General features: G+C 57.0%; 12 protein-coding genes. 7 read left to right on the forward strand and 5 right to left on the reverse strand.

Annotated features, from left to right (window positions below):
• Nucleotides 1–192 precede the first annotated feature (192 nt).
• Nucleotides 193–912, forward strand: a complete 720-nt coding sequence (trmB, locus tag ABO_RS13145; protein WP_011589844.1) for a tRNA (guanosine(46)-N7)-methyltransferase TrmB — start codon at nucleotides 193–195, stop codon at nucleotides 910–912.
• Between the two features lie 71 nt (nucleotides 913–983).
• Here trmB and ABO_RS13150 read toward each other — a convergent pair whose 3' ends face one another.
• Together ABO_RS13150 and ABO_RS13155 are read right to left on the reverse strand one after the other, a co-directional pair.
• Nucleotides 984–1601 carry an outer membrane beta-barrel protein gene (locus ABO_RS13150; RefSeq protein ID WP_011589845.1) on the reverse strand — a complete coding sequence of 206 codons (618 nt, stop codon included), beginning with the start codon at nucleotides 1599–1601 and terminating at the stop codon, nucleotides 984–986.
• A gap of 89 nt (nucleotides 1602–1690) precedes the next feature.
• The gene (locus ABO_RS13155) at nucleotides 1691–2992 is read right to left on the reverse strand and encodes an MFS transporter (RefSeq protein ID WP_011589846.1); all 1302 of its coding nucleotides are present in this window, start codon (nucleotides 2990–2992) and stop codon (nucleotides 1691–1693) included.
• Nucleotides 2993–3197: 205 nt separating this feature from the next.
• On the opposite strand from ABO_RS13155, the gene ABO_RS13160 reads away from it, so the two are divergent.
• The 3 genes from ABO_RS13160 to rdgB all read left to right on the forward strand — a co-directional run bounded on the left by ABO_RS13160 (nucleotide 3198) and on the right by rdgB (nucleotide 5731).
• Complete coding sequence (locus ABO_RS13160) at nucleotides 3198–4400, forward strand: homoserine O-succinyltransferase MetX (protein WP_011589847.1); 1203 nt, start codon at nucleotides 3198–3200, stop codon at nucleotides 4398–4400.
• On the forward strand, nucleotides 4393–4983 hold the full coding sequence (gene metW / locus ABO_RS13165; RefSeq protein WP_011589848.1) for a methionine biosynthesis protein MetW: 591 nt from the start codon (nucleotides 4393–4395) through the stop codon (nucleotides 4981–4983). Before ABO_RS13160 ends, metW begins: the two co-directional genes overlap by 8 nt.
• Before the next feature lie 157 nt (nucleotides 4984–5140).
• Nucleotides 5141–5731 carry an RdgB/HAM1 family non-canonical purine NTP pyrophosphatase gene (gene rdgB, locus ABO_RS13170; RefSeq protein WP_011589849.1) on the forward strand — a complete coding sequence of 197 codons (591 nt, stop codon included), beginning with the start codon at nucleotides 5141–5143 and terminating at the stop codon, nucleotides 5729–5731.
• A gap of 114 nt (nucleotides 5732–5845) precedes the next feature.
• Here the strand turns inward: rdgB and ABO_RS13175 are convergent, their stop codons facing one another.
• On the reverse strand, nucleotides 5846–6298 hold the full coding sequence (locus ABO_RS13175) for a YaiI/YqxD family protein (RefSeq protein WP_332370060.1): 453 nt from the start codon (nucleotides 6296–6298) through the stop codon (nucleotides 5846–5848).
• Nucleotides 6299–6437: 139 nt separating this feature from the next.
• On the opposite strand from ABO_RS13175, the gene hemW reads away from it, so the two are divergent.
• Together hemW and ABO_RS13185 are read left to right on the forward strand one after the other, a co-directional pair.
• Nucleotides 6438–7589 (forward strand): radical SAM family heme chaperone HemW, encoded by a 1152-nt coding sequence (hemW, locus tag ABO_RS13180; RefSeq protein ID WP_041705624.1) that lies wholly within the window; start codon nucleotides 6438–6440, stop codon nucleotides 7587–7589.
• A gap of 91 nt (nucleotides 7590–7680) precedes the next feature.
• On the forward strand, nucleotides 7681–8442 hold the full coding sequence (locus ABO_RS13185; protein WP_158319822.1) for a TetR/AcrR family transcriptional regulator: 762 nt from the start codon (nucleotides 7681–7683) through the stop codon (nucleotides 8440–8442).
• Between the two features lie 137 nt (nucleotides 8443–8579).
• Here ABO_RS13185 and ABO_RS13190 read toward each other — a convergent pair whose 3' ends face one another.
• Both ABO_RS13190 and mutM read right to left on the reverse strand, forming a co-directional pair.
• Nucleotides 8580–8966 (reverse strand): hypothetical protein, encoded by a 387-nt coding sequence (locus ABO_RS13190; protein ID WP_035459973.1) that lies wholly within the window; start codon nucleotides 8964–8966, stop codon nucleotides 8580–8582.
• 232 nt (nucleotides 8967–9198) lie between these two features.
• Nucleotides 9199–10008 carry a bifunctional DNA-formamidopyrimidine glycosylase/DNA-(apurinic or apyrimidinic site) lyase gene (mutM, locus tag ABO_RS13195; RefSeq protein ID WP_011589854.1) on the reverse strand — a complete coding sequence of 270 codons (810 nt, stop codon included), beginning with the start codon at nucleotides 10006–10008 and terminating at the stop codon, nucleotides 9199–9201.
• A gap of 151 nt (nucleotides 10009–10159) precedes the next feature.
• On the opposite strand from mutM, the gene ABO_RS13200 reads away from it, so the two are divergent.
• Nucleotides 10160–12136, forward strand: a complete 1977-nt coding sequence (locus tag ABO_RS13200) for a hydantoinase/oxoprolinase family protein (protein ID WP_011589855.1) — start codon at nucleotides 10160–10162, stop codon at nucleotides 12134–12136.
• Nucleotides 12137–12198: the final 62 nt, after the last annotated feature.

The following is a 12198-nucleotide window of genomic DNA, read 5'->3' on the forward strand; positions in this document are numbered from 1 at the left end:
CCAAGGGGGGAAATCATCGATGCTCGTGCACATAAGGGCAGAGTTGCGTTCACATATAGCGTTATCTTTACAAATCACCGATCAAGACAACGTGAAGGCCACACCCTGTGGCCCCGCTGTCGCCCTTTTTTTCAATGGACGGTTATAATCCGCCCTTGATTACTTTCGCCTCTCATACGGTAACTCGGCACCATGCTCGATTTCATCAACCACGATAAAGATCCGGAAACGGGGAAAGTCATGCGTAAAGTGCGCAGCTTTGTGCTGCGCGAAGGCCGCCTGACCGCCGGACAACGCAATGCTTTGGACACCCTGTGGCCCCGCTTTGGGCTGGAGCGCGACCAAGGCATGCTCAACCCCGAAAGCGTTTTCGGTCGCGACGCCCCCCGGGTTCTCGAAATCGGATACGGCATGGGCCAATCGCTGGCGCAAATGGCTGCCGCCGATCCCGATAAGGACTTTATCGGTATTGAAGTGCATCGCCCCGGCGTAGGCGCGCTGCTTATGGAGATTGAGCAACAGGGCCTAAGCAACCTGCGCAGCTACTGTGACGATGCGGTAGAGATTCTTGAGCTGTGCATCCCCGACAACAGCTTGGCGCGGGTTCAACTGTATTTCCCCGATCCTTGGCACAAAAAAAAGCACCACAAGCGCCGAATCGTTCAGCCCGCTTGGGTGGCTTTGGTGCAGCGCAAACTTCAGCCAGGAGGCATTCTGCACATGGCCACGGACTGGGAAAATTATGCAGAGCACATGATGGAAGTGATGGATGCGGCCGCAGGGTTTAGCAACTTGGCAGGCCCAAGCGCATTTTCTCCCCGGCCCAGCTGGCGCCCGGAAACCAAGTTTGAACGCCGCGGCGAAAAATTGGGCCATGGGGTGTGGGATTTATTATTCGAGAAAAGGGCTTAACAGAAACGCATTCAGCTTAAACACGGTCATAAAAAACCGCAGCTAAGGCTGCGGTTTTTCTTTATTCACCCTTAGTAGAAATAGCCTTCCAAGCCAATCTGCAAGCTATCGTATTCCAGATCATCACCGTTCTCATCTTCAAAGCTATATCGGTTATAGCCGATCACGACACCGCCTCGCTTTTCATTGAAAAGGAATTTGGCTCGCACGCCATAGAAAAAGTCCCGGCCATCCGATGACGACTTCATAGAAGACAACGGGTTTCTTGCTGTCACCTCACCATCCCAATTCTGGATACCCAAAGTACCACCCAGAAAAAACGTCTCGCTCAGCGGAAACAATAAATCTGCGGCCATATACATACCATCGGCATCGACTTCGTATTCACCGGTCTTGACGCCATACTGGTGGACCTCACCTTCTTGACTACCAAACCATTTGTAACCCAGCCTCAATGAAGACGCCCCGCCAAAGGCATAACCCAGGTAAATGTCCTTCCCTGTTGCTGCTCCGTCATCGTCAACACTGTAACCTGGCCCCGTCCTGTCCAGTTGATCTTCAATCTCATCTGCAAAATTACTTGTATCGAACGACACACCAGCACCAAGCATAAAACCCGACGGTTTAGCCTCCCCCCACGCCGAACTCGCCAGCAAACCTAACGCCATAACCGCTAAATATTTTTTCATTTACACGTTCTCCCCAATGGATAAACAGACCTCAATCCTAATTATTTTTTCTTATGCGTAAAGACACCAACTAAACCTTAAGAGACTAATTACACATCCTTAAGCAAAGCGCCTGAAACCACCCCCATCACCCCCATTCCCCCCAGCACCAACAAGGCCCAATCATTCCCCAGCAGAGCCACCGCCGCGCTGATACCGCCAACCACCAGCAACAAAACGCCAATCACCGAATTACTCACCGCAGTATAATCCGTACGCTTAGTCCCCCCCGCCATGTCCACCATGTAAGTCTTGCGGCCGATGCGCACGCCAGCATGAGCGATGGCCAGAACAAAGAACGCAACAGGATACAACCAGTGCACACCGTCCACCTCAACCCCAGACACCGACACGCCGCCCGCGACCATGCAAACCAGCGCCGCAAGCGCCCCGCCACGGATCATCACCGTTCGGCTGGAGCTATCTGCCATATAGCCCCACACCGTGGCACTCACAGCACTGGCTAGGCTCGAAGCCAGCACAAAGCTACCCAACAGCAAACCCAAGCTAGACTGTTGCTTTGCCAACAACACCAGAAACGGCGACGCTAGAGAAGACGCCATCAGCAACGCGCGGGTCACCACGAAACGCCGAAACGGCACATCGGTTTTCAACAGTGACAAACTGCTCCACGCCTCCCGCAGGGCATTGCTGCCACCCTCGCTGGCACCGGGGTATTCATCCACACGCAGGAACACTAGCGCTGCTGCCAGCCAGGCGACACCTGCACCAGCCAGCAATGCGGTGTAAAACAGCATGGACGGGTCGCTATCGTTGCTGAACACTAGCAGCGTCAACGCGAAGGTAAGCGCCCCAGAGAGAGTGGCCGACAGCCCAGTAAGCCGGCCACGGCGAGATTTAGGAACACACTTGCCCTGCACGTCCTTCATGGCCACGGAGCAGAACCCCCGACTGACACTAAAGACGACCAGCAGCCCGACAATACCCAGCCCAGCGGCCAAGCCTTCTAGCAACCAGACCACCAGCGCCATCCCCAACACGGACAACCCCTGCAGTGCCGAACCCAGCACCCAAAACCCCTTGCGTACCGGATAGCGACGCACCAGCGCCCCTATCAATAACTGGGGAATCAGCGAGCCAGATTCGCGAATGGGCACCAGCAACCCGGCCAGGGCCCCCGGCGCCCCGACAGCGCTGATTAACCAGGCCAACACGGTTTTCGGATTGATCAGCAAGTCGCCGACCTTAGTCAGCGTATTGGCGAAGATAATGCGGAAGAAATTGCCTGGCACCTCCCGGCAAGCGTCCTCGCTGATATCGCTACAGGTGCGAGCATCTTCATCATTGGCTACTTTTTCATACAGCCTGTCCGCTAACGACCCCTTAGCCATACGCCGCCCCTCCCCCTCTGTTCAGTGAATAATCTAAAACCTTTATTGCGGGGCGGAAGGCATGACCATTGTTTCCACCCTAATCCGCGATTAACCTAAAAATAGTGTGTTTGATCAGCAGGATACCATGACAACTGCCGTGCTTTGATTGCGCGTCCACCGGGCTGGCTTTAGACTTTGCGACATCTCTTGCTAGCGAGTCATCATGTCGCCACAGAATCCGGACGCCTTGCCCCACACCGCCGCCGACTCCGTAGGGTTGGTCGAGCCACAGGTGCATCACTTCGACACCCCGTTGGAGCTGGAGTGTGGGCGCACGCTGCCCACCTATGACCTGATTTACGAAACCTATGGCACCCTCAACAGCGACGCATCCAACGCAGTGCTGATCTGCCATGCCTTGTCCGGCCATCATCACGCGGCGGGCTATCATCGGGCAGACGACAAGCGCCCGGGCTGGTGGGATACCTGTATCGGCCCCGGTAAAGTCATCGATACCAACCGCTTCTTCGTCGTCAGCCTGAATAACCTTGGCGGCTGCCACGGCTCCACCGGCCCCGCCTCCATCAACCCGGAAAGCGGCCAGCCCTGGGGCCCCGATTTTCCCATGATGACAGTGAAAGACTGGGTGAACAGCCAGGCCCGCCTCGCCGATGTGCTAGGCATTCAACGCTGGGCGGCAGTGATTGGCGGCAGCATGGGCGGCATGCAGGCGCTGCAGTGGTCCATCGATTACCCAGAACGGCTCAGCCATGCGGTAGTGATCGCCGCCGCGCCCAAATTGTCGGCCCAAAACATTGCCTTCAACGAAGTGGCGCGACAATCCATTCTGACCGACCCGAATTTCTACGGTGGGCGTTATTACCTGCACGATACCTACCCTCGGCAAGGGCTGATTCTGGCGCGTATGGTAGGCCACATCACCTACCTGAGTGACGACGCCATGCGCATGAAGTTCGGCCGCGACCTGCGCGCCGGGCGCTTCCATTTCGGCTTCGACGTGGAATTTCAGGTCGAATCCTACTTGCGCCATCAGGGCGAAGTCTTTTCTCGCAACTTCGACGCCAACACCTACTTGCTGATGACCAAAGCATTGGATTATTTCGATCCAGCTCGGGAATTCGACCATTCGCTGGAGCAGGCTTTAAGCAAGCCCACCTGTAATTTTCTGGTGATGTCATTCACCTCCGACTGGCGTTTTGCCCCAGAGCGCAGCCGAGAAATCGTCAACGGCTTAGTCCACGCCGGTCGTAATGTGAGCTACGCCGAGATCGATACGCCCAAGGGCCACGACGCCTTTTTGCTGGATATTCCCGAGTACATAAAGCTGTTCGGTGCCTACATGCACAGGGTTGCCAACGAGACAGAGAATAAATCGCAAGCTGTAGAGGCCGCCCCCCATGCGTGATGACCTTCAACTAATCAGCGACTGGATCCCGCACAATGCCACCCTGCTGGATCTAGGCTGCGGCGACGGCACTCTGCTAGCGCATTTGAAAACACACAAAAAAACCGCCGGCTACGGCCTGGAAATCAACCAAGACAACTTGGCGGCCTGCTTTGAAAAAGGCGTCAATGTTCTAGAGCAGGATCTCGACAGCGGCTTGGGTAACTTCCAGAATCACCGTTTCGATTACGTGATCATGACCCAGGCGTTGCAAGCGGTTCTACGCCCGGACCAAATTCTCAACGAAATGATCCGCGTTGGCCGCGAAGCCATTATCACCTTCCCCAACTTCGGCCACTGGAAGGTCCGCGCTTACCTGGGCCTGAAAGGGCGCATGCCCGTATCATCCGCGCTGCCCCACGAGTGGTACAACACCCCGAACATCCACCTGTGCACCGTGCGGGATTTTGAAACCCACTGCCGAAAACAAGGCATTCGGATCCTTGAACGCCAGGTCATTAACCGTAATCACCGCACCAGCGTGCTCAGCAAATGGTGGCCCAACCTGTTCGGCGAAATCGCCATTTACCGGGTGAAGGGATAAAGCGATACACGCTGGACGGGGAAAAGTCGGGTTCTCGTAACCTTCAGAATATTTGATTTTTGCTACTCGCCGGCGCGACGAAGAGTTGAAGCGTTTAATACAACGCTTCTCATATTGCCGCTTGTAGCACGCACCTAACCGACGTCAGGAACCCCCAATGGAAAAACTCGTTCTCGCCTCCGGCAACGCAAAAAAACTCGCTGAAATGCAGCGCCTATTGGCACCACTCAACATTGAAGTCGTTGCCCAGAGTGAATTTTGCGTACCGGAAGCCGATGAAACCGGCAGTACCTTTGTGGAAAACGCCATTATCAAAGCTCGCAATGCCTGCAAGCACACCGGGCTACCCGCCATCGCCGATGATTCCGGACTGGAGGTCAGCGCCCTGAACGGTAGCCCTGGCATTTTTTCAGCACGCTTTTCTGGGGTCGGTGCCACTGACGCCAAGAACAATGCTCTGCTGGTAGAAATGCTAGCGGAAATCCCAGAAGACGCGCGCCAGGCCCGCTACGTGGCACTGCTTGTTCTGATGCGCCACGAAGACGACGCCACCCCACTAATCTGCCAAGGTAGCTGGAACGGACGCATTGTGCTGGAGCCCCAAGGTGACCAAGGCTTTGGCTATGATCCACACTTTTTCGTGGAAGAAAAAGGCTGCACCGCCGCACAATTACCCGCGGATGAGAAAAACGCCATCAGCCACCGGGGCAAAGCTATGGCCACCTTAATCAAGGCGCTGAAAGAGTAAATACCGCGAGCCGTTAGCGTTCTCCGGGCTCATTCAGGCCCATGCTAGCAAACGTTATGCAGGACCGGAAAAGGTGTGGGCGACAGCGGCGGTGATCTCAGCTCGGATAATGGGTTACTTCTGCGCCCTGGCTAACCAGCGGTCCAGCGCATTGGCAAAGCGCCCCTTGTCCTGGTTTGAATAGCTTGCCGGGCCACCGGTTTGCATCCCAGCGGACCGCATTTCCTCCATGAAATCACGCATATTCAGGCGCTCACGCACAGTATCCTTATCCAACCAGTGACCTCGGGGCGTTACCGCCTCTGCACCCTTTTCCACAACTTCGGCCGCCAGTGGAATATCCTGCGTGACTACCAAATCCCCCGGCTCACAGCGCTGCACGATTTCGTTATCCGCCACATCAAAACCCTGCCCGACCTGAATAGAGCGGATTAACGGCGTACGCGGTACCGCTATATGCTGGTTAGCCACCAGCGTGCAAGGAATTTGCGCTCGTTGCGCAGCGCGAAATAACACCTCTTTCACCGGGCGTGGACAAGCGTCTGCATCGACCCAAATATGCACAATAAAATCCCATCGATCACTAAAAAATGGAGCATGATTAACAGCACGAATACGATAGTCTCGTTTCGTTATCACTTAGCCGCGCGCCATTATCCATTTAATTGCTAACATGGCCTACTCATTCTCTGGCCGCCTGCTTTTTATGCCCCTCAAAAACCCGCCCCTCTCACTCTACATCCACACCCCTTGGTGTGTGCGCAAATGCCCCTATTGCGACTTTAACTCCCATGAGCGCGGCGAGATTCCTGAGGCGGCCTACCTGCAAGCCCTGCTCACCGACCTAGAACAGGACCTGCCCCTGATCGGCGAGCGCACGGTAGAAACCGTGTTCATCGGCGGGGGCACACCAAGCCTTCTATCCGCTGATTTTTACCAGCAGCTTTTCCACGGCATTCGGCAAAGGCTGGCCCTGCACCCAAACGTGGAAATCACCCTCGAGGCCAACCCCGGCACCCTGGAAAATGGCCGCTTCCAAGGCTTTCGTGAGGCAGGCATCAACCGCCTATCCATCGGTGCCCAGAGCTTCAACAATGCCCATTTGCAAGCATTGGGGCGCATCCACAATGCCAGCGCCGCCATTAACGCCGCTCACCAAGCGCGGGAGGCCGGCTTCGACAATTTCAATCTGGATATCATGCATGCGCTGCCCGGCCAGACCCATGCACAGGCCCTAGACGACCTACAACAGGCCATCGCACTGCAGCCCACTCACCTAAGCTGGTACGAACTCACCATCGAGCCCAACACCGTTTTCTACCGCTCGCCACCGGTTCAACCAGACAGCGACACCATGGCTGACACCGAGCAGGCAGGCTTCGCCTTACTGGCAGAGCACGGCTACCTGCGTTATGAAATCTCCGCCTTCGCGCAACCTGGGCGCCCCTGCCGACATAACCTCAATTACTGGCAGTTCGGTGACTATCTCGGCATCGGGGCCGGCGCCCACGGCAAAATCACTGCCGCCGCCCAGGGTGACGTGCATCGCTACCAGAAAACCCGAAAACCCGAAGACTACCTGGCAGACGCGGCCCATGCTCGCCGCCAGCACCAGCCCATTGCCCGCGAAGACCGTCTGTTCGAAGCCCTGCTCAATGGCCTACGCTTAACCCATGGCCTCTGCTGGCAAACACTGGAAGACGCGACCGGAGAGCCTGTTGCACAGTGGCGGCACCAATTAACGCCATTCGAACAGCAGGGATTGCTGACCCTCACAGACCAACGGCTGGCCTGTACCGATAATGGCTTACGCCACCTAAACGGATTGCTGGAAAAGTTAGCCGCTGTGCTTTTATAAACAGCGCGCCTGCCTGTACGCTGAGAAAAGCGCTTGAACCCTATAGCAAGGCTATTCAAACTGAATGGTGGGATAACACAAGACAATGACTATGACAAAAGCACGCAGCGGGCGCGAACAAGCGCTGGCAGAAAGAGAACAGCTTTTTATTGAAGCAACCCGGCAACAGCTGTGCGATAAAGGCCTGCTGGGGGTACAGATGGCGGCCATTGCCCGCAGCTGTAATTTTGCCACCGGCACGCTTTACCATCACTTCGCGTCCAAAGAAGATCTGCTCATTGCCGTCTGCACCGAGCTAACCACCACGCGACGGGCCTACTTCGAGAAAGTTGCCCATTCCGACCTTTCCAACCGCGATAAAATGATGGGGTTTGCCGTAGCGTACTCACTGTTTGCTCAGCATTACCCCGAACATTTCCGGCTCGAACAATACATCATGACAGAAGTGGTCTGGTTGGCGTCGTCAGCTAGCCGCCGCGAACAGTTCCTGGCCGCCACCCAGCCCATCGGCAGAATGGTAGAGCAGGTCGTTCGTGATGCCATTGCCAGCAACGAACTGGAAGACCACGGCCAAGATCCGCTCACGTTCAGCATCGGCCAGTGGTCCATGTCCATGGGCATGCATACCCTGATCCACGCCGACGGCATCCTGGATATGTACGACCTTAAAGACCCACACCGTCTACTATTGCGTAACGTCCAGCTGCACCTCAGTGCCATGCAGTGGCAGCCACTTGACGACCAGCCCTTTGACGACGCCGCACTAAACAGCAAAGTGGCTTACCTCTGCGACTACCTGTTCGCTGACGTATGTAGGGAAAAAGGCAGCAGCCTGACACTTGGCAGCGCCTGAGCCCAAACAACAACGGGCCCATCAGCCACAAAAAAGCCCCGTGCTACGGGGCTTTTGCTTTAAGGCACTAGCTTAAGGCTCTAGCATAGCCCAGGCCTTAGCCTTTCGCGATACGAACATCGGCAATGGGCAGGAAACTACTGAGCGTTGGCCACCGCGCCCTGCTCCTGCTTGGCGTTGTTGCGCATCTCTTTTTCCGCTTTCAGGCTTTCGTGCTGAGCCGGCGTACAGCCCAAACAACGGACGAAAGTATTCTTTCCAGGGTTCATCACCAGCACTTCCGCCGCCTCCCCTGGGTTCCCCCCCAGCAGGCTGAACGGCAGCGTAACCACGTACAGGCCCGCGCCCACCACCGTGGAAGCCAACAGCAACGGACGCGCAAAAATCGCATCGCCGATCATTGCTATCTCTCCCGGACGATCCAGCTTAGATTCCGCCGCCTGTGCCGTAATAGGCACCATGGCAGCAAACAGCATGGCGGAGGCGAGTACAGATGCCGCAACCGGGCGCTTTGCTCGCTTCATGGTGGGTCCCTCTTGTTTTTTTATAGTTGAACCTGAAATCACCGTTTCAAGTTAAAGTATCGCTGACATTGTTTCAGCTAAGCCTTTAATATTCCGACAATTGCATCACAATCTACACCCTTGTTCTTAGGCCAGCAATAGTGCAAAAAAGCAAAGCCTGATCAACCCCGTCGCAACGCATTTCCCGCCCACACCACTTGCTGTCCCATCCGGTAATCGATTTCCTTCCCCTTCACCGCTGGCATTGTGGGCAATAAGCCGTGCTCCGCTGGCCATGACGATCCGCCTTCAATATGGCGTCGCATTGCACGCAAGGCTGGCCCGCACGGCCATACACATTGAGGGACTGAGCAAAATACCCTGGCTGACCATCCGCCCGGGTGAAATCCTTCAGCGTGGTGCCGCCCGCCTCAATCGCCTGGGCCAGCACCCGCTTAATTGCCTCTGCCAGTGCCTGATAACGCGCCAGGGAAATGCGGCCCGCCGCCCGGGAGGGGTGGATACCCGCCATAAAGAGGCTTTCCTGAGCGTAAATATTGCCCACTCCCACCACCGTGGCGTTATCCATAATAAAGCTTTTCACTGCCACCTTTCGGCCACGAGAGCGAGCAAACAACCACTGGCCATTAAAACTATCGCTGAGCGGTTCCGGCCCCAGCGACTGCAGCAGGCTGTGCGGCTGGTCACCGCCCTGGAACAACACAGAGCCAAAGCGGCGCGGGTCGTTAAAACGCAGCACCTTGCCACTATCGAGCAACAAATCCACATGGTCGTGCTTGCGTAATGGCAGGTCCATATCCACCACCCGCAAAGTGCCGGACATCCCCAGATGAATGAGCAGCTGCCCATGCTCCAGCTCAATCAGCAGATATTTGGCCCGCCGACGCAACGCCACCACCGGGCAGTCACGCAGCGCATAAATCGCCTCACTCACCGGCCAGCGCAACCGCGGTTCGCGCACCGTTACCGATTTCAAAATCCGCCCCTGTAAATGCGGGCGAATGCCACGCAGGGTGGTTTCCACTTCAGGTAATTCAGGCATAGGAAAGTCAGTTCGTGATTGATAATGGACAATTGAACAGCTAAAAACTCATTGCGCGGTCCCGAAGAGCGCGCTGGCGCTAGCTATGTTACCTTGCTGCCAGTTTTTTTGTCTTTCGCTGTCACCGTTCAACAGATAACTGCCCACTACTATGTCCGTCTCTTACTGGCTCGGCGTCGATACCGGCGGCACCTTTACTGACTTTGTTCTGCTAGGCGATGGCGAACCACGCATCCACAAGGTGCTGTCCACGCCCGCGTCCCCGGAACAAGCCATCCTGCAAGGCATTCAGGAGCTGGGCCTGAGTGATGCAATGGCCAGTGGGCAACTGGCCATTGTGCACGGCACCACCGTGGCCACCAACGCCGCCCTCGAAGGCAAGGGCGCTCGCACCTTATTGATTACCAATAACGGGCTGGAGGACATCCTCCGCATTGGCCGCCAAAACCGTCCAGAGCTCTATAATCTTACCCCGGCGAGTAACGCCTCGGCGGTGAGCCAGGTGCCCACCCTGGGCTGCCCGGCACGGCTCGATGCTGCTGGTAACACCGTTACCGCGCTCACCGATAACGATATTGCCATCATACTGGCGGCGGTCCGTGAAATCGCTCCGGAGTCCATCGCCCTGTGCCTGCTGTTCAGCTACCTGAACCCGGAGCACGAACAGCGGCTCAGCCAGGCTCTGCTCAGTGCCGGCTTTGCAGTGAGCCCCTCGCACCAAATCTTACCTACTCGAGGCGAATACGAACGGGGCATGGCCACCTGGCTAAATGCTTGGCTCGCGCCGCGAGTGGCGGATTACCTGCAACGCCTACAGCAGGCCACCAGCCCCGCTCCATTGGCCATCATGCAATCCCACGGTGGCACCATTGCTTCCCAACAAGCCGCGAACCAAGCCGTCAATCTCCTATTGTCTGGGCCCGCCGGTGGGCTGGCCGCCGCTCAGCGGCTAGGGCAACAACTGCAGCAGCCACACTTGATGACTTTCGACATGGGCGGCACCTCCACTGATGTTGCCTTGCTCGACGGGGATATCCGCCTAACCCAGCAGGGCCGCATCGGTCCTTATCCCGTGGCCGTGCCCATGGTAGACATGCACACCATCGGTGCCGGAGGTGGCTCGCTAGCCTATGTGGATGAGGCTGGGCTACTGCACGTGGGGCCACACTCAGCCGGCGCCGATCCCGGCCCCGCGTGCTACGGCAACGGCGGCCAACACGTCACAGTAACCGATGCCAATGTAGTACTGGGCCGGCTGCAACCAGACTTCGCCCTGGGGGGCTCACTAACGCTGGATGTGGCTTGCGCTGAGCAGGCCATGGACCGGTTAGCCGTAGCCCTCAACCTGACACGTCAGCAAACCGCTGAAGGAGTACTGGCGCTAGCCAACGAACACATGACCCAAGCCCTGCGGGTGATCTCCATCCAGAAGGGCTTCGATCCCGCTGACTTCGCGCTAATGAGCTTTGGCGGCGCCGGGGGACTGCACGTCTGTGCGCTGGCCGACAACCTGGGCATGCCACGGGCCATTGTCCCGCAGCGGGCCGGCGTGCTGTCTGCCGAAGGGCTGGTATATGCCCCCCGTAAACGGGAAATATTGCAGGCGCTGCCAGAATCCGCCGACGAAGACTCCCTGCGTGCACTCATCGTCCAGCTGCAACAGCAAGGCTCAAATGAACTTATCGCGGAAGGCGTTAGCGCAGACCGCATCCAGCACCGGGTATTTGTAGATATGTGCTATCAAGGCCAGTCCTCAGTGCTACAAATTGATTGGCACGAAGAACCGGCAGACCGGGTAAGCCGCTTCCATGCGGCTCACCAGCAACGTTTTGGCCACCGGTTAGGGCTACCAGTACAGCAGGTTAACCTACGCATTCAAAGCCAGGCTTTGGCTACCCCGCCCACGCTGCCCGACGGCCACACTCAAACCGCCAACCCCGAACGCCAAGCGACGCTGCCGGGTATCCGCACCGCGGTGGCCGTGTTCAGCCGCGAAACACTGGGTGTAGGTCAACGCCTCACCGGCCCGGCCCTGATTTACGAAGCAGTGGGCACCACCTGGCTGGAAACGGGCTGGACCGCGACGGTAAACCCGCAAGGGCACCTGTTGTTACAGCGCGACGCCTAGCGGGCCGCCCAGCCATCAGCCCATCGCCCCCTTTGGGCCCCTGATTGACCGTAAAGTCCGAA

The sequence above is a fragment of the Alcanivorax borkumensis SK2 genome, from assembly GCF_000009365.1.
Classification (GTDB): Bacteria; Pseudomonadota; Gammaproteobacteria; order Pseudomonadales; family Alcanivoracaceae; genus Alcanivorax; species Alcanivorax borkumensis.